Annotated in this window: 21 protein-coding genes and 1 other annotated feature; of the genes, 4 read left to right on the top strand and 17 right to left on the bottom strand. The window is 43.0% G+C overall.

Features of this window, described 5'->3' with window-relative positions; translation table 11 throughout:
* Window positions 1-210: 210 nt before the first annotated feature.
* Complete coding sequence (locus SSV_RS04795) at window positions 211-951, top strand: hypothetical protein (protein WP_072073895.1); 741 nt, start codon at window positions 211-213, stop codon at window positions 949-951.
* Window positions 952-1,045: 94 nt separating this feature from the next.
* Here the strand turns inward: SSV_RS04795 and SSV_RS04790 are convergent, their stop codons facing one another.
* From SSV_RS04790 to SSV_RS04745, 10 genes are all read right to left on the bottom strand, one after another.
* Window positions 1,046-2,398 carry a vWA domain-containing protein gene (locus tag SSV_RS04790; RefSeq protein ID WP_072073894.1) on the bottom strand — a complete coding sequence of 451 codons (1,353 nt, stop codon included), beginning with the start codon at window positions 2,396-2,398 and terminating at the stop codon, window positions 1,046-1,048.
* 250 nt (window positions 2,399-2,648) lie between these two features.
* Window positions 2,649-2,942, bottom strand: coding sequence for a 50S ribosomal protein L27 (rpmA, locus tag SSV_RS04785; RefSeq protein WP_002895619.1), 294 nt, complete (start codon window positions 2,940-2,942; stop codon window positions 2,649-2,651).
* 16 nt (window positions 2,943-2,958) lie between these two features.
* Window positions 2,959-3,303 carry a ribosomal-processing cysteine protease Prp gene (locus SSV_RS04780; RefSeq protein WP_002900460.1) on the bottom strand — a complete coding sequence of 115 codons (345 nt, stop codon included), beginning with the start codon at window positions 3,301-3,303 and terminating at the stop codon, window positions 2,959-2,961.
* 15 nt (window positions 3,304-3,318) lie between these two features.
* Window positions 3,319-3,633, bottom strand: a complete 315-nt coding sequence (gene rplU / locus SSV_RS04775) for a 50S ribosomal protein L21 (protein ID WP_002904398.1) — start codon at window positions 3,631-3,633, stop codon at window positions 3,319-3,321.
* Window positions 3,634-3,666: 33 nt separating this feature from the next.
* Window positions 3,667-3,754: a sequence feature (ribosomal protein L21 leader region), on the bottom strand.
* A 178-nt stretch (window positions 3,755-3,932) separates the two neighbouring features.
* Window positions 3,933-4,454 (bottom strand): methyltransferase family protein, encoded by a 522-nt coding sequence (locus SSV_RS04770; protein WP_072073893.1) that lies wholly within the window; start codon window positions 4,452-4,454, stop codon window positions 3,933-3,935.
* A gap of 21 nt (window positions 4,455-4,475) precedes the next feature.
* On the bottom strand, window positions 4,476-5,690 hold the full coding sequence (gene thiI / locus SSV_RS04765; RefSeq protein ID WP_072073892.1) for a tRNA uracil 4-sulfurtransferase ThiI: 1,215 nt from the start codon (window positions 5,688-5,690) through the stop codon (window positions 4,476-4,478).
* 3 nt (window positions 5,691-5,693) lie between these two features.
* Window positions 5,694-6,836, bottom strand: coding sequence for a cysteine desulfurase family protein (locus tag SSV_RS04760; RefSeq protein ID WP_072073891.1), 1,143 nt, complete (start codon window positions 6,834-6,836; stop codon window positions 5,694-5,696).
* A 100-nt stretch (window positions 6,837-6,936) separates the two neighbouring features.
* On the bottom strand, window positions 6,937-8,847 hold the full coding sequence (locus tag SSV_RS04755; RefSeq protein ID WP_072073890.1) for a fructose-1,6-bisphosphatase: 1,911 nt from the start codon (window positions 8,845-8,847) through the stop codon (window positions 6,937-6,939).
* Between the two features lie 41 nt (window positions 8,848-8,888).
* The gene (locus tag SSV_RS04750) at window positions 8,889-9,707 is read right to left on the bottom strand and encodes a pyruvate, water dikinase regulatory protein (protein ID WP_072073889.1); all 819 of its coding nucleotides are present in this window, start codon (window positions 9,705-9,707) and stop codon (window positions 8,889-8,891) included.
* A gap of 5 nt (window positions 9,708-9,712) precedes the next feature.
* A complete protein-coding gene (locus SSV_RS04745; RefSeq protein WP_072073888.1) occupies window positions 9,713-10,342 on the bottom strand; it encodes a CBS domain-containing protein in 630 nt (209 codons plus the stop codon).
* Between the two features lie 245 nt (window positions 10,343-10,587).
* Between SSV_RS04745 and ppdK the strand changes: the two genes are divergently transcribed.
* Both ppdK and SSV_RS04735 read left to right on the top strand, forming a co-directional pair.
* Window positions 10,588-13,209, top strand: coding sequence for a pyruvate, phosphate dikinase (ppdK, locus tag SSV_RS04740; RefSeq protein WP_072073887.1), 2,622 nt, complete (start codon window positions 10,588-10,590; stop codon window positions 13,207-13,209).
* A gap of 184 nt (window positions 13,210-13,393) precedes the next feature.
* A complete protein-coding gene (locus SSV_RS04735; protein ID WP_072073886.1) occupies window positions 13,394-13,810 on the top strand; it encodes a DUF6556 family protein in 417 nt (138 codons plus the stop codon).
* Between the two features lie 70 nt (window positions 13,811-13,880).
* On the opposite strand, the gene SSV_RS04730 is transcribed toward SSV_RS04735, so the two are convergent.
* The 7 genes from SSV_RS04730 to SSV_RS04700 all read right to left on the bottom strand — a co-directional run bounded on the left by SSV_RS04730 (window position 13,881) and on the right by SSV_RS04700 (window position 21,239).
* Entirely contained in the window at window positions 13,881-14,951 is a 1,071-nt protein-coding gene (locus tag SSV_RS04730; protein WP_072073885.1) for an ABC transporter substrate-binding protein, read from the bottom strand.
* Window positions 14,948-15,721 carry an ABC transporter permease gene (locus SSV_RS04725; protein WP_072073884.1) on the bottom strand — a complete coding sequence of 258 codons (774 nt, stop codon included), beginning with the start codon at window positions 15,719-15,721 and terminating at the stop codon, window positions 14,948-14,950. The genes SSV_RS04730 and SSV_RS04725 overlap by 4 nt, the downstream gene beginning before the upstream one ends.
* On the bottom strand, window positions 15,718-16,524 hold the full coding sequence (locus SSV_RS04720) for an ABC transporter permease (RefSeq protein ID WP_072073883.1): 807 nt from the start codon (window positions 16,522-16,524) through the stop codon (window positions 15,718-15,720). Before SSV_RS04720 ends, SSV_RS04725 begins: the two co-directional genes overlap by 4 nt.
* Complete coding sequence (locus SSV_RS04715) at window positions 16,505-17,662, bottom strand: ABC transporter ATP-binding protein (protein ID WP_002904388.1); 1,158 nt, start codon at window positions 17,660-17,662, stop codon at window positions 16,505-16,507. The genes SSV_RS04720 and SSV_RS04715 overlap by 20 nt, the downstream gene beginning before the upstream one ends.
* Window positions 17,663-17,843: 181 nt before the next feature.
* Window positions 17,844-18,749, bottom strand: coding sequence for a UDP-N-acetylmuramate dehydrogenase (murB, locus tag SSV_RS04710; RefSeq protein WP_061591850.1), 906 nt, complete (start codon window positions 18,747-18,749; stop codon window positions 17,844-17,846).
* A 335-nt stretch (window positions 18,750-19,084) separates the two neighbouring features.
* Window positions 19,085-19,951, bottom strand: a complete 867-nt coding sequence (gene thrB, locus SSV_RS04705; protein WP_072073882.1) for a homoserine kinase — start codon at window positions 19,949-19,951, stop codon at window positions 19,085-19,087.
* A 1-nt stretch (window position 19,952) separates the two neighbouring features.
* A complete protein-coding gene (locus SSV_RS04700; protein WP_072073881.1) occupies window positions 19,953-21,239 on the bottom strand; it encodes a homoserine dehydrogenase in 1,287 nt (428 codons plus the stop codon).
* A 138-nt stretch (window positions 21,240-21,377) separates the two neighbouring features.
* Here SSV_RS04700 and SSV_RS04695 point away from each other — a divergent pair, with 138 nt between their 5' ends.
* The gene (locus SSV_RS04695; protein WP_072073880.1) at window positions 21,378-22,343 is read left to right on the top strand and encodes a polysaccharide deacetylase family protein; all 966 of its coding nucleotides are present in this window, start codon (window positions 21,378-21,380) and stop codon (window positions 22,341-22,343) included.
* Window positions 22,344-22,354 lie beyond the last annotated feature (11 nt).

The following is a 22,354-nucleotide window of genomic DNA, read 5'->3' as shown; positions in this document are numbered from 1 at the left end:
ATAAAAAACGATGTTTGTAAACGTTTACATATTATCCAATGATTGTTCGCTTTTATCACCAATTAGTAATATAATCTCTATAAAAATGAAATCTTATTACAATATTATAGAAATGTTACAGAGGTATAATTTTATAGAAATAACATAACCTAACTGTTAAAAATGAGATTCTTTCATCTTATACTAACAGTTGCATAGAAAGGATTTGCTATGAGACAAGAAAAGAAGACTAAAACAATGTTCAATCATCGCTACTGGCTGGGGCTTCCCCTCGCTTCTGCTGCGACTTTGGCCGCTGCTTTGATTTCCACCGGAACAGTTCAAGCGGAGAACAAGTCAATCCCAGACTGGGCTTCTAGACGTGAAGTTGGTATTTACGACCCTAGTGTACCTGACATTGAGGACGATCCTACTATCTTTGATGATTCTGAACCTATCAAGGTTCCGGAAGCACCTAAGCGTGAGTACCCTGAAGCTTTTTATGATGAGTCTGGGGAAATAATTAAAAATAGAATCGTTCTTCACGAGGGTAAATACTATCTCGCAAACCAATATGGGGATACATACAAAGTTCAAGATGACCCAGCAGAACAAATTCCGACGAATCTAAAAAACTCCTTCTATACCAGCCCAACAGGTAAGGTTTATTATTTTGACGAAAAAGGACGAAGGGTCATCAATCTTTACAGTGTTGATGGCAAACAATACTTCTTTGATTCTTACGGAGAAATGGCTAAAAACAGATTTATTAGTTACTCTGAATACACTTATTACTTTGGAGAAGATGGAACACCTTATAAAAACGGTCTTTTTAAGATTGGCGAGTACTACTATTACTTTGGTGAGTATGGTGAACTTTATAGGGAGACTATTGTCAACTACAAAGGAAAGACCTATTATGCAAATTGGTATGGCGTTGTCAATATAAAAGACGAAGAAGTTACACCATAATGAAAAACACCAGAAATGAGGACGTGTGTCTTCGTTTCTGGTATTTATTTTATTCAAAACCCCTCTAATGGGAAATTCATTTTTTAGCAGATGGTTATTGTTCTTCTGATTTTCTTACACTAATACCTAGCCCCAATCCAGTCAGAAGCAAACCAAGCCCCACAACACTATAGACTGCCTTTTCGCTACTTCCTGTTTTAGGAAGAGACTGTTCAGATTTGGCCAAAAGTGTTGGTGCCTGAACATGGTAGACGGTAGATGTAGGCATTGTAGTACGACGCTCAAGATAGAATTGATAACTATCTTTTATGATTTTATAGTAACGTGCTTCATTGACACTTTCAACAATCCATGAAGTGGTTCCTTTTGTTAGAGCATCAGCTAAGTTATTTTCAATATCAAGCACTCTGCCTTCTGTTGCAAAATTTTTGTAAATTCCCTCAATCGCTTTTACCGTTGCTACGGTTCTTTCTATACCAGCAGCTTTCAAAGCCGCAAGTGTATCAGCAACCGTTGGAATTGAAGGGTCTTCTTTCATTTCAGCATCTGTTAATAAAACGACGAATTTCTTATTTTTAGATGACTTAGACCAATCATAGGTCGAAATAATCTGGTTCAGGGCAGGAGTTGGTGTTTCTGGAGTATCTCCTCCATTCGCTATACGAATCGCAGCTAACGCTTTTTCGAGCTCAGCCGGATCAGTTGTAAAATAAGATGACCCAAACCGTGTTAGAACCGTATCTTCATCTTTGCTGCCAGAATTACGGCCGTAGACTTCATCACTAAATGTTGCCAAGCCAAAACGTGCTGTAATCCCCTCTTTAGTAATATTTCGCACAAATTCATTAATATTTGCACGAACAATATCAATTGTGCCGCCCATGGATCCTGAACGGTCGACAACAAATACAATATCAGCTGAACCAGCTTTTGTCACAGTTGGTGGCGTTGAGGTGTAGGTAATAGTTGTAGTCTTATCTACTCGCTCATACTGCGTATAGGGATTCCCATTTTCATCTGTGCCAGATAAAGTATTTTCAGTACGTCTAGTTATTGGCTCTGGCGCCTTATCAACCTTTGCCGGAGCCACTTCTGTCTTTGTAACATCAACAGTCGACGTTTCTACACGGACTGTTTGATTGCCTTCTTGACTTTCTTTGACATCAACAGGTGATACATTTTTTGAGACATCGATCAAATCTCCTGGTTTCGCTGTAGATTCTTCAACAACAGGTTTCGTCGTATCAGCAGCAATTTCAGTACCAGCAGCTTCAATCGGAGAGCTTACTACTTCAGTTTTTGCTATACTGCTTGAAGGTGGTGTGCCAACCTGGTCCGCAAAAACATGCGAAGCTTGTGAAAAGGCAAATAGAAGAGTTACTGATGCTAATCCAACTTTCAATTTGTACAATGAAAAGCCTGGAAGTTTAAATGATTCTTTTTCCATAATTTCTCCTTATCTTTTTAGATTTAGAAACATTATTGCATCTATTTTATATAGAATAACATAAAAAAATAGGAACAGCAAGCGATTTCAAATATTTATTAGTCTAAAAATTAAAATTTTAGAATATTATCAGAGTTTGTATGCTAAAATTGATGAGCATCATCATGAATTATTAAATAAATGCTTTATCGTGCCGTCTCTAATAAGAAATCCCCATGCTCAATATCCGAGCATGGGGATTTCTTATTAATTATTTAGCGATTGGGTAAACAGAAACTTGTTTCTTATCGCGTCCTTTGCGTTCAAAGCGTACTACGCCTTCAACTTTTGCGAACAAAGTATCATCTCCGCCGCGTCCAACGTTGACACCTGCATGGATGTGAGTGCCACGTTGACGGTAAAGGATAGAGCCGCCTGTTACGGTTTGACCGTCAGCTGCTTTAGCTCCCAGACGTTTCGCTTGCGAATCACGTCCGTTAGATGTAGAACCTCCACCTTTTTTGTGGGCGAATAGTTGCAAGTTAGCAAGATTCATTTTTAACATAATGTTTTCCTCCGTGTTAGTTTTCTGTGATAACTCTGGTTTGGACGAACTCAGATGAGTCCTCCGATAAGTTTGCCATTCCTAGGAAAAATGATTCAAAGAAAAGCTGAGTCATTTCTCTTTGGTGTGACGGTATATCCTGAGGAATTTCAACCTTCAGATAACCACCTTCTATTTCGTTTAATTCTAAGTTTGGTTCGTAGCCTGCGAATTTCTCAACTGAATTGACAAAATTAATGGCGAGCGTCGAAACAGACGCACACACGACATCAAAGCCGTATTCACCACTCGCGGCGTGACCTGTGATTTCTGCACGCCTCAGTTCGCCATCTTCGGCTCTTTCAAAGACTGCTTGTATCATTTAATCTCCTTAAAATTAAGCGTTGATAGCGTTGATGACAACTTTTGTATATGGTTGACGGTGACCTTGTTTACGATGGCTGCCTTTTTTAGGTTTGTACTTGTAAGTAACAACCTTCTTTTGCTTGCCTTGTTTTTCAACAGTTCCGACAACAGAAGCTCCAGCAACAAGCGGAGTTCCGACAACAGTGTTTTCACCACCAACAAGAACAACTTCGTCAAAAGTAACGTCTTGACCAGCTTCAGCGTTCAACTTTTCAACGTAGATTGCTTGACCAACTTCAACTTTAACTTGTTTTCCGCCAGTTTTAATGATTGCGTATGTGCTCATTATGCACCTCCTATGATTTTTAGGGTTTCCCCGAATTTTGTGAAGACTCGCCTAGCATCGTGGGACGAACCACTTCTATCTCACAGAGTGAGCAACGATGATCGTGCGGTTGCACAGGAATGTGCATAGTCAACTCTATAAGTATAGCACTTCTGCATCTCTTTAGCAAGCTTTTTCATCTCATGAAAACGGATTTTCAAGGATTATATTTAGATTTTGTTCACTAATGAACTAAGACAACCTCTGTTATCTTTTATCCGCTAACTGCTTTATTAAATAATTATTAATTGAGAAAATTTCTAAATATAACGCCGTACCCTATCTTGATAGTCTTGGTAAGACTTTCCGAATTTTTCAAGACACCAGCGCTCCTCGGAGAGGATAATCCAGTGGGCCGAAGTCTGAAAAATGAATAAAATCAGAAAGAAAATCATTGACTTAGTCAAAAAAGCTATTCCTAAAAAACAAATAAAGTAAGCTACATACATGGGATTACGGGAATAGCGATAAAGACCCTTTGTATTCATTCCGTTTGCATCTGGTCTAGCGAAATCCCTCATACTGATACCACACAAAGCCAAACCAAGCAGGTAAATAGCTATACCAGCATAAAAGAAAACAGAAAAATCAAACTTAATTTCAAGCAAAAAAGGAGTTATGAACAAGGCTAGATTACTCAATTGATAAATCATATAAGCTATCTTTTCCTTTCCCTGGATTGGTGCAAAATAAGCTGCGCGTGACAAAGCATTTTTGCCAAAATGACTTAATAAAGGAAAACGAATCAGCAGAAAAGGAATTAAGAGAAAAACAGCAAGCATAAACGTCACCTTCTCTCGCTTTTACAAGAGCCCCTCAATCAGCTCATCGACTTCATCAGCCTCTGCTTGCGGTCTGATTTCTGTAATCATGATGCCTGCGACCGCGCGCTCAATCAAGCCTTCAACATCTAGGTAAGTTTCGTACTTCTCAGCATTCTTGATTTTTGGATTAGTTTTAGGCCGGTCTGGAGCAAAAATGGTACAGCAGTCTTCAAATGGCTGGATAGAAATTTGGAAAGTATCAATTTTCTCTGCAATCTCAATGATTTCCAGCTTGTCCATGGTCACGACAGGACGGATAACCGGTGTATTGGTCACAGCGTTGATAGCCTGCATACTTTCAATGGTTTGACTTGCCACCTGACCAAGACTTTCTCCGTTGATAATGACTTGAGCGCCCCGCTCCTCCCGAATTCGGTCTGTAATGCGCATCATAAAGCGACGAGTCAGTGTCATCAGGTAAGCTTCTGGAGCCTTGGCCTTGATTTCCTCCTGAATCTCTGTAAAAGGGACTTCGATAAACTGGATATTGCCGCCAAACTTGGTCAATTTTCGCGTCAAATCTTGAGTTTTTTTCAACGCACCTGGACTGGTGTAAGGTGGACTGGCAAAGTGAACCGCCTCGATATCCACACCGCGCTTAAGAGCCAGATAGCCAGCCACCGGTGAGTCAATCCCACCTGAGAGCATGAGCATGCCTTTGCCTGAAGTGCCGACTGGCAAACCTCCAGCACCACGAATGGTCTCATAGGAGATATAGGCCGCTTCTTCACGAATTTCGACACGTAGCTCAATATCCGGCGCTTTCATCTTGACCTGAACATTAGGAATGGCCATAAAAACAGCGTCTCCCAGAGTCTGGTTAAGCTCGCGGCTATCTAACTCAAAGCTGTGGTCACTGCGCTTGCTGGTAATCTTAAAGGTCATCCCTTCCTGATAGACTTGCTTCATGATGGTTTGAACAGCTTCAATCAAGGCTGGTACAGACTTTTTAACCCTATAAGATGGTGAAAAATTCTGAATCCCAAAAATCTGCTTGAGCGATTCGGCGACTGGCTGATAATCGGTTCCTTGCAGATAGATATGAGTGCGGTCACGGTCAGCCTTGACATGAACCCGCGGATAGATTGATAAGACTGATTGGATATTGCGTTTGAGTTTGTTGATAAAGCGCATGCGGTTCTTGCCCTTGGTTGAGAGCTCACCGTAGCGTACCATAATTTCTGAATAATGCATTTTTTACCTTACTTTTCTTGTTTTTTCGTAAATAATTTTAAAGGTTGTTAAAAACTGCTCCATCTGGCTCATATCGTTGTCAAGATCCAAACTGATACGGACAGCAGTTTGAGCGAGAGACTTTTCGAAGCCCATAGCGATTAGCGTTCCCGCCGGCTTTCCAGCCTTGGAAGAGCAAGCGCTGGTAGTCGAGATATAGATCTCGTAGTCTTCAAATGCATGGACGACGACTTCACCCCGCACCCCCTTGAAACCAAAGGTAAGGATATGGGGCGCAAAATCCTCCATGTCTGAGAAAATGACCACATCTGGATACTTCTGCAGTTCTTCAAGGAGAATCTTCTTCATCTGAGCCGTCTGCTGGGCAAATACTTCTTGTTTTTCCATAGACAGCCTCAGAGCCTTAGCCGTCGCTGCAATGCCAGCTAAATTTTCCGTCGTTGAGCGCTTGTCCGACTCCTGGCCGCCACCGGTCAAGAGGGGACTGATTTTCTTGCCAGACTTGATATAGACAAAACCTACACCCCGAAGACCGTGAAATTTATGACTGGAAAATGTCGCAAAATCGATACGTTCCGTCAGATAAGCAGCAGTCGGAATCTTCGTAACAGCCTGTACAGCATCCACATGAAAGGAAATAGTCGGCTTGTCTGCTAGCAGTTCGGATATTTTCTGAATGGGCTGGATACTGCCAATTTCATTATTGACAGCCATGATGGAGATTAGAGTGGTGTCTGGTCGAATCAACTCCGCTAGCTTGTCTACCTCAACAAAACCAGACTTATCGACTGGTGCAAAATCTATTTCAAATCCTTGACTCTGCAGCCAGAGGGCTGATTCTTTAACTGCAGGATGCTCAATGTTGGATACGATGATGTGTTTGCCAAAAGGAACCTTTTCAAAAGCAACTCCCTTTAGCACCCAGTTGTCCCCTTCAGTCCCTCCAGACGTAAAAAAAATCTCCGAAGAAGACTTGCCTAAAAGCTCTGCTATTTGCCGGCGAGAAGCTTCTAAGAGACGGGTTGCCTGACTACCTAAACTGTGCAGACTAGATGGATTGCCCCAGATTTTAGAAGCTACTTCTGTGTAAGCGGTCAAAGCCTCAGGATAAGGTTTGGTTGTCGCTGAATTATCTAAATAAATCATGTTCTTTCCTCTAAATTTCAATACTCCTATTGTAACACGAAAGAGAAGCTGGAACAAGAAAGAAAAAGCCCTAAATTCTGTTAGAACTTAGGGATAAATATCACCGGTCATAAAACTCATGCAGCAAGCCAAAAAGTTCCTGTTGTTGAGCTAACAAGCTTTGACCGATGGTAGTAGATTTGATGAGGGTTCGTTCCTCTACATTTTCAATCACCTTTTTCAGAGAGGTCTGAGCAAAAGGCGATTCCACGACTTTTTGAGCGTTTTGGAAAGGTTGATGGGTCACCAGCTGGAAGCCATAGGAATTATTGAGCAGTGAGTAGCCAGCTGTTCCAGTCTTCTTTTGATAGGCTTCACACAGACCGCCATCAATGACAAAGAGCAGACCGCCACCGCGAATGGGAGATTCACCCTTGCCTGTCTTAACCGGGGTATGACCGTTGACCATCCTAGACTCTTGAGAAAAGAGGCCGAATTCTTCCAAAATCAGCTGGCAGACTTTCTCAGAATTACGATAAGAAAAATAAGAATTTTCCACTTCCTTGTGGGTGCCCTTATCTTCAATGAAATAGCGCTCCAAGGTAGTCATCTTTTCTTTTCCAAACAAGGGCGACAGCTTACCTTTCCAGCAATACCAAATCAAATCAGTCGACAAATCATCGCCCACTTCCTTGTTCTTGGCCGACTGTCGAATATGATACTCAAAGAAATCCAGCAATTCCTTGCCCGCATAATGGGCTTGATTGAGAATGAAAGGCTGGAATTCTCCTGACGGCTCCAGAGGAATGCAGCCGTGAAAAAGCAAGTGATGGTTGTAAATCTTATACATAGAGCCCTTGTTCATCAGAAGACTCATATGCTCAGCCATCTTAAGAGAACTTTGGAATGAGGCCAGCATACTGTCTACAGCTTGATTTTCTTCTAGTGTCAAAGCTGACGGATTTTCCGGATTGATAGTTTGGAAGCAGGTGTTAACCAGGGGATGCTTGGTATCGTCAATCGTAACACTTTCTTCCCAATAATCAATCTTGTCTAGCATAACATGGTCCTGCATCTGGAATTCAGGCCGTCGTTTGATGAGTTGATTTTCCAGCTTGAACTGGATAATCGCTAAGGCTTGGTGAACCTTTTCCAGCTGCAGAATTTCCTCATCTGAAAACTCCTGCTCTCTGCCGCCTAGAATGGGTCTAAACTTAGGATTAGACTGGTAAGTTTTGTCCGCAAAAAGAGTCAAGGAACGCAGGTTTAAACCATAATCTTTCTCGATATCCCAGAGATAGCCATAGCGAGCTGCAATGCGCAGCACATTGAGCAAGCAAGCCTTGGAACCAAAAAAGGCTCCCATCCAGATAATGTCGTGATTACCCCACTGAATATCAAGCGAGTGAAAATGCTGCAGTTCATCCATGACCTGAGCACTGCCAGCTCCTCGGTCAAAAATATCTCCAACCACATGCAGATGGTCGATCAACAACTGCCGAATACTTCGGGACAAGCCTAGGATAAAAGGCACAGCTTCCCGCAATTCAATCACATAAGTCAGGATATTCTCAAAATAGGACTTTTTATCAGCTAGAGCCCTGTCACTATAGAGGAGCTCCTCGATGATATAGGCATACTGTGGCGGCAAGGACTTTCTGACCTTGGACCGACTGTATTTTGCACCTGCAAAAGCCAGCAAATTCAAGAGCTGGGGAATGGTTTCCTGATACCAGTCTTGGCCTTTAGTTTCTTCCCCCAACACAAGCTCAGGATAGGAAACCAGCGCTGACAGGCGATCCTTATGAGATTCTGACAAGCTGTCCCCAAAACAGTCCTTGATCTTCTCATTGAGGATACCTGCACAGCTTCTCAAAATATAGTCAAAAGCAGCAAACTCCCCGTGAATGTCACTGATATACAGCTCCGTCCCTTTAGGCAGGTTCAAAATTGCCTCTAGGTTGGTCAGCTCTGTAATGACCTTCTGCCGACTGTCAAATTCTTTCAGTAAAATACGCTTATATTGCTCCATCTTATGCCCTCACTCTATAACCGCTCTCTCAATCTTCTCTCTTATCTCAATTTCTTCAAATGATCTTCAATCAAGAAAGCTGTCTCCTCGATTGATTTATCTGTGATATTGATGACATGAGCCCGATACTTTTTAAAGACTTCTTTTGAGTAGTCTAGTTCTTCGTATATCTTTTCCAGATCTGTGTAGCTGGTCGACTGGGTCAATCCCAGAGAATTCAAGCGATTACTGCGTATCTTAGACAGTTTTTCTGGCTCACATAAGAGACCGATAATACGCTCTGAATCAACTTTTTCCAAGACCTGAGGCAGAGGTACTTCTGGAATCAAAGGCAGGTTAGAAACCTTGTATCCTTTATTTGCCAGATAAATACTTAGTGGCGTTTTGGATGTACGGGAGACGCCCAAGAGCACCAAATCCGAATCTAAAAATCCTTGTGGTGCCTTGCCATCGTCGTATTTGACCGCAAACTCAATAGCAGAGATTTTATTAAAATACTCAGTGTCCAGCCGGTGCAAGGTACCCGGCACCTCTATAGGACTGGTGCCTGTCTTTTCCTTGATAATCTCAAAAAATGGATGCATCAAATCCAGATAAGAAAGACCATTGGCCTGACTAAACTCCCTAGCTACTGCTGCTAGCTTGCCATCAACCAGAGTGCTAATAACAAGGGCATCGTCCTTGATGGCATCGCGCAGAATATCCAGCAATTCTTCTTCCTTGTTGATAAATGGAAAACGATAGCTGTTATTAAAAATAATATCTGGGTATTGGGCTGTCACTGCAGACAATAGCTTCTGCGAAGTTCCCCCCAAAGAATCTGAAATGCTGTAAACAATAATTTCTTTCTTCATGTACATTCCTCTTATCTATTAACCTCAGCGCTTCTGGCCTCTTGAATAATATAGTCCAGCAGAGCTGACTTGGTCACAGTTCCTAAAATTTTACGCTCATTATCCTCATCGACTACCGGCAGTGAATCAATCGCAAAATCCTGCAAAACTGCCGCCGCTTCCAAAATATTCATATCCTTGTAGCAAGTTTTAATATGGGGCATTCGGGTCATGCAAACCGCTACAGGCGTGCTGTCAATGTTAGTATTGAGCGAAGCCCGCAGCAAGTCCTTACGCGACAAAATCCCCAAGAGCAGCTTATGCTCATCAATGACATAGAGAACATCCGCATCATACATAAATAATGTAATAATGGCATCTTGAATAAAAGAATCATGAGATACCAAAACGGGAGAAGTCATAATCTCTGCCACTTTCTTTCGAAAGGTATCGAAAAAGAAAAGCGTCTCTAAATCCGAGCCCGAGTACGTGTAACCAACTTTAGGCGTAGCCTTCAAAATCCCAACCAAGGTCAGAAAAGACAGGTCCGAGCGCAGAGTTGCCCGAGAAATATCGAGTAATTCTGAGATTTTCTCACCGCTGAGTGGCTGGTGTTCTTTAACAATTTCTACAATTTTCTTTTGCCGTTCACTTAATTTCAAATAGGTCTGACTCCTTCGTTCTTTATAATAGATGACTAGCCTGATTTCGCTTAAAATTTAGGAATTATTACTCATATTTCATTTTCAGGCGTTTAAATAATCATCATTTTGTAACACATTATAACAAAAAAAGAAAAATTGTCAATAAAACAGGATACTTTTTTCGGTTGACAAATATATGTGATGTATATTACAATGTAGTTGTCCTACAATATGACACATATTTCATAATTTTGGAGGTAAATATGGCGAAATGGATTTACTCCTTCGAGGAAGGATGTGCAGATGACAAAGCTCTGCTTGGCGGAAAAGGTGCCAACCTAGCTGAAATGACCAATTTGGGACTGCCTGTCCCTCCAGGTTTTACTATTACTACAGAAAGCTGTATCGAATATTTAGAAAGCCCTTATTTCTTTGAATCTTCTTTAAAAGAAGATGTTTTGAAAGCGGTTACTGAATTAGAAGAAAAAACCGGTAAATATTTCAGCGGCAACGACTCTGCCTTGCTTTTAGTGTCTGTTCGAAGCGGAGCCAAGTTTTCCATGCCGGGCATGATGGACACTATTCTCAATCTAGGTCTGAACGATTTAAGAACCCAGACTCTGGCTGAGCAGACCAATGCTGACTTTGCCTACAACTGCTACCGACGTCTGCTGCAAATGTTTGCTGATGTGGTTTATGGCATTTCCAAGGATGAGTTCGATGACCTCTTGGGATATTTTGAAAAGAATGCTGGCAAACAGGCCAAGGATTTCACATTGGAAGAACATCAAGCATTAATCGACCAGTACAAGCTGCTTTATCGTGAGCATCATCAAACCTTCCCGCAAAGCTCTAAAGAACAGCTCTATGCTGCTATCAAGTCTGTCTTCAAGTCTTGGAATAACCCCCGAGCTCAGGTCTACCGCAACTTGAATGATATTCCTCATGATTTGGGAACAGCGGTGAATGTCCAAGCCATGGTTTTCGGAAATAGCGACCAAGCTAGTGGTACAGGAGTTGTCTTCACGAGAAACCCTGCCAGCGGTGAGCATCAGTTATTTGGCGAATTTTTGCTCAATGCACAAGGAGAGGATGTCGTAGCCGGCATTCGAACACCTGAGCCTATCGCTGCACTTGAGACAGCTCTCCCTCAGGCCTATGCAGCCTTCCAAGACTATGCTAAGATTCTTGAAAACCACTACAAGGACATGCAAGATATCGAATTTACCATCGAAAAGGGTAAACTCTATATTCTCCAAACTAGAAACGGTAAACGGACCGCCAAGGCATCTTTGAAAATCGCCTTAGATCTGGTAGACGAGGGCATTATCAGCAAAAAAGAAGCTCTCCAGCGCGTATCTCCTGCTACGATTAGCCAGCTCATCCATCCTGTATTTGAAGAAAAAGCTCTGCAAGATGCTCCTTTCTTGGCTCAAGGACTGCCAGCAAGCCCTGGTGCTGCAACTGGTGAGATTGTCTTTACAGCTGAGCGCGCCAAAGACTACCACTCCTTGGGTAAAAATGTCATCTTAGTACGGCAGGAAACTTCACCTGAAGACATTGAGGGCATGGTTGTCAGCCAGGCCATCGTAACCAGTCAGGGCGGTATGACCTCTCACGCAGCTGTCGTAGCTAGGGGAATGGGAACCTGCTGTGTGGCTGGCTGTGGAGAGCTGACCATCAGCGAGGACAGCAAGACTGTTTCCTGCGGAAATCTTGTCTTGACCGAAGGTGATGTCATTTCAGTTGACGGCAGCTCTGGGCGCATTTATAGCGGTGAGATTCCGACCGTCCTAGTCGAAAATGACCAAGAACTCCAACGCTTGCTTTCATGGGCAGACGAAGTCGCACAGCTCAAAGTCCGTGCCAACGCAGAGACCGTTCAAGATCTGAAAACAGCTATCAAGTTTGGGGCAAAGGGCATTGGTCTGGCTCGTACCGAACACATGTTCTTTGGCCAAGAGCGGATTCTGGAAATGCGGCGTCTGATTCTAGCCGACAACGAATTGGAAACCAGATCCGCCCTCAAAAAACTGCTGGAGTTCCAAGAAAAAGACTTCTATCAAATGTTCCAAGCAGTTCAGGACAAACCTATGATTATCCGTCTTTTGGATCCGCCGATGCATGAATTTCTACCTAAAGATTCACAGGAAATCAAGGCTTTGGCTGACAAGCTGCACAAGTCACCAGAAAAACTGACTCGCCGCATTGAACAGCTGCAAGAAAGCAATCCTATGCTGGGCCACCGCGGCTGCCGTCTGGGGATTACGCAACCAGAGATTTACAAGATGCAGGTCGAAGCCGTCTTCAAGAGTGCTATCAAGCTGAGTCAAGAAGGATTGACTGTCAAGCCAGAAATTATGATTCCGCTGATTGCAGACAAGGCCGAGCTAGACTCTGTCAAATCCTTTCTCATCCAACATATCAACAAGCTCTTTAGGCATCAAGGTCTGGAGCCTTTCCCTTATGAAATTGGCACCATGATTGAACTTCCGCGTGCCTGTCTGGTTGCAGACCAGCTGGCTCAGGAAGCGGACTTCTTTAGCTTTGGTACTAACGACTTGACCCAGATGACCTACGGTTTCTCACGAGACGATATTGGAAAATTCATCGGCCATTATAAGGAGAAAGAAATTCTTCCTTTTGATCCTTTCCAAAGTATTGACCAGGACGGCGTTGGTGAATTGATGCGCATAGCTATCAGCAAAGGGCGTCAAGTCAAACCTGAACTTCCTATCGGCATCTGCGGTGAGGTCGGTGGCGATCCTGCTTCCATCCCCTTCTTCCAAGAAATTGGTGTCACCTACGTTTCCTGCTCTCCTTATCGGGTTCCAGCAGCTAGGCTGGCTGTCGCTCAAGCTGCACTCCAAGATGAGAAGGCGTGATTACTTTGCTATTCTAGCTCAAGAAACTGCTCAATCCAAATTTGAGCAGTTTCTTTTCTTGACAGCAATCTTTTGTGTGCGTTTTCATAGATAAAAATTTGATTTTTTAAAGACATTTTCAGATAAAAAACGTATAATGAGAGATAAGAAATCATTGAAATTTTAAAAGGAGATTCTTTCAAGCATGGAAAACTATTCTCGCAGTAATAAAAACAAGACAAAATCATCTAAAAAACCTACTAAACAGCATATTAAAACAGGTCTTTCAGCCTTCCAAAAGACTATTGCAACGGTTGCCAGTATCTTATCTATCATCATTGCCAGCATCACGATCATGAATCTGACTGGCCATAAGGATGAAAAATCAAAAACTGATACCAGCAGCTCTACTGCAACGACTACCATTATCAAGGAAATCGAAAAAGAAACAAGCAACCCTGCTTCAACAACTGCAACTGATACAGCAGCTTCCAGCAGTGATACAGCAGCGGTTGAGACTAGTGCGTCTAGCTCTACGGCAGATACAGCAGCAGGCGACACTACCGCTTCTAGCCAGAGTCAAGACACTGCAACCAATACTCAGACAGAAGCTTCAAACTAAGCAAGCAGAAAACGCCCAGCTCATTGAGCCAGGCGTTTTTTTGTATTCATCAAGCAACCTTACTTGACTATCACTTCCGATACATCTTGACTTGAAGATAGAGGTCATTGTAGGTTCCCAGCCATTTAGGGCCCAACTGCTCATAGACTTCCAGATGTTTCATCGTTTCTTCTGTCGGATAAAAAGCCTCATCTTCCTGAACTTCCTTAGGCAACATGGCCTTGGCAGGAAGATTTGGTGTCGAATAACCAACATAAAGGGCGTTCTTATAAGCATTTTCCGGTCTCAGCATAAAGTTAATAAACTGATAAGCTGCTTTTTTATTTTTGACCGTTTTAGGAATGACAATATTGTCAAACCAAAGGTTGCTGGCTTCTGTAGGCACGACATAGCGCAGGTCTTCATTGGCCTCCAGCATCTGACGGGCCTCACCAGAAAAGGTTACACCGATAGCTGCATTGTTCTGAATCATGTATCCCTTCATCTCATCAGCCACAATGGCCTTGATATTTGGCGTCAGAGTGTAGAGCTTGTCGACAGCCTCCTGCAGCTGATTAGCATCTTTGGAGTTGAGACTATGACCATCCGAGTTCAGACCAATTCCCATGACTTCACGGGCTCCGTCAATCATCATGATGGAGTTTTTGTATTCAGGACGCCAGAGGTCATTCCAATGCTCCGGAGCTTTATCAACCATTTTTTCATTGTAGACAATGCCCAGCGTTCCCCAAAAATAAGGAATCGAGTACTGATTTCCTGGATCGAAAGGCTGGTCTAAAAAGTCAGAACCGATATTTTCCAAACCTTTAATCTGGCTATGATCTAGCTTTTCTACCAATCCTTCTTTCATCATCTTTGCAATCATATATTCACTGGGAATAGCAATGTCGTAGGTTGTGCCGCCCTGCTTCACTTTTGTATACATGGCTTCATTGGAGTCAAAGGTATCGTACTGGATTTGGACACCAGTTTCCTTAGTAAACTCAGTCAGCAGCTCAGGATCAATATAGTCACCCCAGTTGTAAATAACTAACTTATCGCTTTCTTTACTCTGCGTCCGACTTTCGATCTGGTAACTGACACCCCATAAGACTAAGATAATCAGCAGAATCCCCGCTAAAAATGAATAGAGCTTTCTCATACAGTCTCCTCCTTCTCACGGGTGATAAAGTAATACCCAATTACCAAAGCAATGCTGAAGAGAAAGACCAAGGCTGACAGAGCATTGATTTCCAAAGAAATCCCTTGCCGAGCGCGGGAGTAAATCTCAACAGACAGAGTAGAGAAACCATTGCCTGTAACGAAGAAGGTCACAGCAAAGTCATCTAGTGAATAGGTAAAAGCCATGAAGTAGCCAGCGATAATGGCTGGAGTCAGATAAGGCAGCATGATTTCTTTCAGCATTTGCAATTGGCTGGCGCCTAAGTCATAGGCAGCCTTAATCATATCATCGTTCATTTCCTTCAGACGCGGAAGAATCATCAGCACCACAATCGGAATGGAAAAGGCCACATGGCTAGCCAGCACAGACAGGAAGCCCAGCTGGAATTTTACAGTGGTAAAGAGAATCAGAAAACTAGCCCCAATCATGACATCCGGCGCTACCATGAGAATATTGTTGATAGACAGAAAGGCATCCTGATATTTCTTGCGAGCTTGATAAATATAGATGGCTCCAAAAGTTCCAATCAAAGTCGCAATCAACGAAGACAGGAAAGCCAGAAAGAAAGTCTGAACCAAAATCAAAATCAGACGCGAATCCTCAAAGAGATTTTGAAAATGACTGAGACTGAATCCTGTAAAGCGATTCATGTCTTCCCCTGCATTAAAGGCATAAGCAATCAGATAGAAAATTGGAATGTAGAGCACCAAAAAGACAAAGGCCAGATAGAGATTTGCAATTTTTTTCATCGCCCTCTCCTTTCCTTGGTTGCCCACATGGTAAAGAGCATGGCAACAATCAGTACCACACCGATAGTAGAGCCCATGCCCCAGTTCTGAGTAGTCAGGAAGTGCTGCTCAATGGCAGTTCCCAAAGTAATCACTCGATTACCACCGATTAAGCGGGTCAGCATGAAGAGACTGAGACTAGGGATAAAGACTGACTGCACTCCACTTCTGACACCATTCAAAGACAAAGGGAAAACAACCCGACGGAAAGTATCCCAGCGATTAGCTCCCAAGTCATAGCTGGCATTGATAAGATTTGGATCCAAATCATCCAGAACATTGAAAATGGGCAGAATCATAAAAGGCAGCTCGATGTAGCTGGCTACAAAGATAAATGAAAAGTCCGTAAAGAGAATCTGCTGCGGTCCTACTCCGATAAAAGTCAAAAATTGGTTAATTGAGCCATTCTGACCAAAAATACCGATGAAAGCATAAGCTTTGAGCAGGAGGTTGATCCAGGTCGGCAGGACAATCAGCATCAGCCAGAGCTGCTTGTGCTTGAGCTGAGTCAAAAAGAATGCAGTCGGATAGGAAATCAGCAGTGTTACAACAGTAATAATCCCTGCATAAAGAACCGAATTCAGACTCATCTTGAGATAGGTCCAGTTCTGCGATGTGAAGTAGGTCTGGTAATTTTCCAGAGTAAATTGGCCTTCAATGTTAAAGAAGGATTTCCAGATAATCATAACAACAGGTGCTAGGACAAAAAGGAAAATCCAGAGCAGGTAGGGCAAGAGAAAAAGATTAGAGGTTGTTTTCTTCATCGCGTTCCTCCTCAATGGCATTGATCAGACCCGCTTCCTGCTCTTCTACTTCTACATATTCTTCGATACGGGCATCGAATTCTTCTTCAGTTTCATTGAGACGCATGATATGGATATCTTCAGGCTCGAAATGCAGACCAATTTCTTCTCCGACAATGGCCTTGCGAGTTGAGTGAATCATCCATTCATTGCCCAGTTCATCATAAGCGATAATCTCATAGTGAACGCCACGGAAAAGCTGGGTATCAACTTTAACCTGCAGCTTGCCTTCTTCTGGCAGAGTAATCCGTAAGTCCTCCGGCCGAATCACCACTTCAACAGATTCATTTGGGCGCATCCCACCATCCACTGCTTCAAAGCGCTTGCCGTTAAACTCAACCAGATAGTCCTCAATCATCTTACCTGGCAGAATATTGGACTCGCCAATGAAGGTTGCAACAAAGTGGTTGATGGGCTCGTCATAAATATCAACAGGCGTCCCCGACTGAACAATCTCGCCGTCATTCATAACGAAAATCCAGTCGCTCATAGCCAGAGCTTCCTCTTGGTCGTGCGTGACAAAGACAAAGGTAATGCCCAGACGCTGCTGCAATTCCCGCAGCTCATACTGCATGTCCGTACGCAGCTTCAAATCCAGAGCAGACAGCGGCTCATCCAGCAAAACGACCCGTGGCTGATTAATGATTGCCCGCGCAATGGCTACACGCTGGCGCTGGCCGCCCGACAGTTTGCGAATAGAACGGCGCTCAAAACCTTCCAGCTGAACCATTTTCAGCACTTCTGCAACCCGCTCTTGAATTTCTTTTTTATCAACCTTGCGCAGACGCAGCGGAAAGGCAACATTTTCAAAAACATTCATATGCGGAAACAGTGCATAGGACTGAAAAACCGTGTGAACGTCTCTTTTATTAGTCGGAATATCATTGATGCGGACGCCATCAAGAAAAATATCCCCGTCTGTCGCGTCCAAAAGACCGGCAATAATGTTCAGAATCGTTGATTTTCCAGAACCAGAAGATCCCAGCAAAGTATAGAACTTTCCTTCTTCCAACTCGAAATTAATATCTTTCAGAACGACAGTATTATTATCTTCAAAAACTTTTGAAACGTTTTTAAACTCGATGATTGGTTTTTTCAATTGTCATAAATTCCTTCTTTCTCGTATTAACAGATTAAGGGTTCTGTCAGACCGCTGCTACCTCGTGAGGGCTGTAAAGGCCCTTTATAAATTCCGTGTCGATAGGCTTTCACCCCCTTACTAAGTTGCAGCCAGCTGCAGTTCCTTATCCAGCATACTTCTACTGGAAATCATATCTGTCTTACAGAGATTCACCAATGATGCGGACTTCGCGCTCCAGAGTAATACCTGAATTTTCCCGCACCCTTTCAATCACATGAGCGATAAGATTTTCGTAATCTTGAGCCGTTCCTTTATCGACGTTAATCATAAAGCCGGCATGCTTCTCAGATACCTCTACACCACCGATCCGATGACCTTTGAGTCCTGCTTCACTAATGAGCTGACCAGCAAAGTGACCCAAAGGACGCTTGAAAACAGAGCCACAGGATGGATATTCCAAAGGCTGCTTGAGCTCCCGCAGATGGGTTAAGCGCTCCATTTCCTGACGAATCGTTCTGTGAACACCAGGCGAAAGAGCAAACTTAGCAGAAATAACAATGTCGCCTGTTTCCTGAACCAGTGAGTGACGATAGCCGAACTTCATATCCCGAACATCCAGCGTTTTGACTTGACCCTGAGGAGTCAGTACCTTGCAAGACACCAAGACATGAGCAATCTCGCCGCCATAAGCCCCAGCGTTCATAAAGACAGCTCCGCCAACGCTACCTGGAATACCACAAGCGAACTCAAAGCCAGTCAGACTGTTCTGCAAGGCGATATGGGTTGTCTGAATCAGATTAGCTCCAGCCTCTGCCTCAATCATATAGCCATCTACTGCTACATTATTGAGCTTGTCAAACATAATCACGAAACCTCGGATACCGCCATCTCTCACAATGATATTACTGGCATTTCCCAGCACCATCCAAGGAATGTCTTCTTGATTGGCAAAATTGACAATACGAGCCAGCTCATAACAATTGCGGGGGAAAACTAAGAAATCGGCTGCACCCCCGACCTTTGTGTAGGTGTATTGACTCAAAGGCTCATTGAAGCGAATGTCGATTCCCTCTAATTCAGATTTTAATTTCTCTAGTTTTTGCATGATTTTCTCTCTTTTATGTAAACAAAATACACTCTATTATATCAAAAATCTATGGCATTTACGATAGATTACAAAGAAAAAGCTGAGAAAGGTCAGCTTTTTAACGCTTATAATTTTCTAGTAGCAAATCGCTGTGTTTGAGTAGAAAGAGCATTCCTGATAGCACCGAAAGCTCTAGCTCACCTGACAGAGCCTGTAATTCTAAATGATCCATAAAGTGAATTATCCTCCTTTAAGCTAGCCCCATTATAGCACAGTTAGGTATAAAAAGATAGGGATATCAACTCCCTAGCTTAGAAATGAAAAAAGAGGCTCATAAAAAACCTCTTGATGATTTATTTTTCTACTCGGACGCCCTCTGTATCCACCTGAAGCCGGAAGATTTGCCCCTTGAAATTCTGTTTTTGCAGAAGCTGATAAATCTTCTCTGTCTTGTGCTTAGGCGATAAGACCATAACAGTCGGTCCCGCTCCTGAGATATAGGTTGCGTAAGAGCCATTTTTTCTGGCTAAGAACTTAATATCTGAAAATTCCTTGATCAAAGGCTGACGGTATTTTTCGTGGAACAAATCTGACTCGATAGCTCGACCAGCGATTTTCATATCACCTTTTAAAAGAGCTGCAATCGCAACATTGGCAATGGAGCTAGCCGCAACAGCTTCCTTGTAAGAAAGCCGATTTGGTAAGACTTGGCGGCTCTCAACCGTCCGAAGCTCATAGTCTGGGATATAGGCGATGAAGTCTGCGTCCGGAAAGTCCGCTACCACAGCAGATACTTGATTTCTAGATGAGCTAGATACGACCAAATTACCATAAATAGCCGGCGCAACATTGTCAGGATGGCCTTCAATCTTGGTAGCGATTTTCAGCTTCTGATAATCCGACAAATTAAGATAAGCTAGCTGGTTGGCCAATTCAATCCCAGCTACAATGACCGAGCTAGAAGACCCAAGTCCACGAGCCAATGGAATATCACTGGTCATTTTCAAACGGCGTGGCTGAATATCTGGTGCCAACTGCAGGGCAATCTTAACCAATAGATTGCGCCGGTCCTTAGGAATTCTCGGATTGAGGTCATGTTCAATCACCCACTCCTGGCTTTCTTCCAAGACTTCAATTTCAAGATATTTTGACAGAGCTACCCCAACGGAGTCAAAGCCAGGACCGATATTGGCACTGGTCGCCGGTACAATAATTTTCATCTTAATCTCCTAATACTTTGAAGGTATTGAGCAAGTCGAACTCAGCAACTTCTTTAAGCTTAGCAGTGACATTTTCCAACTGTGTCTTGCTGACAGCATGGGTAATAATCACCACGCGAGCCTTCTCACCATCTGTACCTTCCTGCAGAATCTGCTTAAAGGAAACATCCTCAGCATTGAAAATCTCTGCCAAATGCAGAACTTGACCTTTAGAGTCAGGTGCCAAGATAGAGAAGTAATAGCTGCTCTTCACATCTTCTGGCTTAGCCAACACTAGCTCACGACTAAATTCATTAAAGGCCTTGCCAACTGTTCCTTCATTCAAACGGCGGCTGATACGAACAATATCTGCCACAACACTAGTTGCAGTTGGTTTTTGACCAGCTCCCGGTCCGTAATACATGGATTCTCCGATGCCGATGGACTCAACAAAGACAGCATTCATTACCCCATTGACACTAGCCAGCGGATGCGCTTTAGGCAGAAATGTTGGAGCTACTTCTGCTGCGATTCCTGACGGCGTTTCTTCGATAGAACCAACCAGCTTGACTACATAGCCCAAATCTTGGGCAACAGCCACATCTTCTGGTGTGATATGACGAATTCCCTGATGGCCTACATCTTCAAACTTAACATTCATACCAAAAGCGAACTGGCTAAGAATCACCATCTTGTAAGCCGCATCAATCCCATCTACGTCATTGGTCGGGTCGCTTTCAGCAAAACCAAGACGCTGTGCTTCAGCAAGAGCGTCTTCATAAGACCATCCTTCTTCTACCATCTTGGTCATCATAAAGTTAGAGGTCCCATTGACCACACCCAAGATACGGGTAATTTTGTCAGAAGCCAGTGAATTAACCAAGGTACGGAGGATTGGAATGCCGCCAGCAACAGCTGCTTCATAATAGAGAGCCACATTTTGCTTTTGAGCAATTTCTAGCAACTCTGCTCCGTGAACAGCCAACAAGTCCTTATTGGCCGTTACCACATGTTTGCCAGCTTCAAGAGCACGAGTGATGAAAGTTTTCGCAGGCTCAATCCGCCCCATCAATTCTACAACGATGGTAATCTCAGAATCCTTCAGAATTTCCTCAACATTTGTGACAAAGTTAAAGTCATTTCCAGCTGCTAAAAGACGCTTTTTTTCAGCATCGTCTTTGACCAAAACTTTAGCAACCTCTATCTCTGAATGAGCTGCTTGAACGATTTTTTCTCCATTTTCCTTCAGCAAAAAAGGCACACCGCTGGCCACTGTTCCAAAACCAAGTAAAGCTATTTTAATAGACATGAAGCACTCCTTGAAAATTTCTTGTATAAAAAATATTATAACAAAATTATAAAAAAATGCCTACAAAACTACCTCTTTATTTGTTATAATAGATGTAAATTTCCGCAAGGAATTGTAATTTTTTTAAAAGGAGATATTATGACAGGAAAACACCGTGGAAATCGCATGCAGCGGCGCAAGGCAAAGAAAAGGGCTATTTTACTGGCCGTGACGAGTCTAGTTCTTCTTCTCGTCCTGATCGTGAGTGGGGTTTATTCATTGGCTCAGTTAGGCAAGCCCCACAATCAAGAAGAAGCGAATAATGTATCCATTAATCAGGTCACTAGCTCTTCAAAGGCATCGTCAGAACCGACTCGGGAAAAAAAGACGAGTTCGGATGATAACAGTAAGGACAAGATTAAATGGGTTAAGCAAGACCAGCCAGTCCAAGTTCCTATCTTGATGTACCATGCCATTCACGTCATGGATCCATCAGAAGCAGCTAACGCCGGTTTGATTGTGGATCCAGCCACATTTGAAAGTCATCTAAAAGCTTTGAAAGACGCAGGCTACTACCCTCTGACACCAGCTGAAGCATACAAAGTCCTGACGGAGAATGTCCTGCCAGAAAACAAAAAAGTCGTCTGGCTGACCTTCGATGATAGTTTAAAGGATTTCTACACTAATGCCTTTCCACTTCTCCAGAAATATGACATGAAAGCAACCAATAATGTCATTACTGGATTTGTTCAAGCGGGTCGTGAAGATATGCTGACACTGGATGAGATAAAGGAAATGAAGGACAAAGGAATGTCCTTCGAAGACCACACTGTCAACCATCCCGACCTCTCAGCAACGAAAGAAGGCCAACAAAAAATTGAGTTAAAAGACTCCAAGTCTTACTTAGACAAAAATCTGTCTCAAACCACAACCACTGTTGCCTATCCATCTGGACGATACAGTGATGCAACCTTGCAGATTGCTGAAAGCCTTGGCTACAAGATGGGATTGACGACCAATAACGGTCTAGCTTCCCTATCCAATGGCTTGCTCACACTCAATCGCGTTCGCGTTAACCCAACCACTACTGCAGAAGACCTGCTAAATGAAATCGCAACAAACTAATCTTAAAAAAC

Origin of the sequence: Streptococcus sanguinis, assembly GCF_001078705.1 — a bacterium.
Lineage (GTDB): Bacteria > Bacillota > Bacilli > Lactobacillales > Streptococcaceae > Streptococcus > Streptococcus sanguinis_D.
Note: the sequence above shows the minus strand (reverse complement) of the source record. Positions and strands in the feature narration are given on the sequence as shown.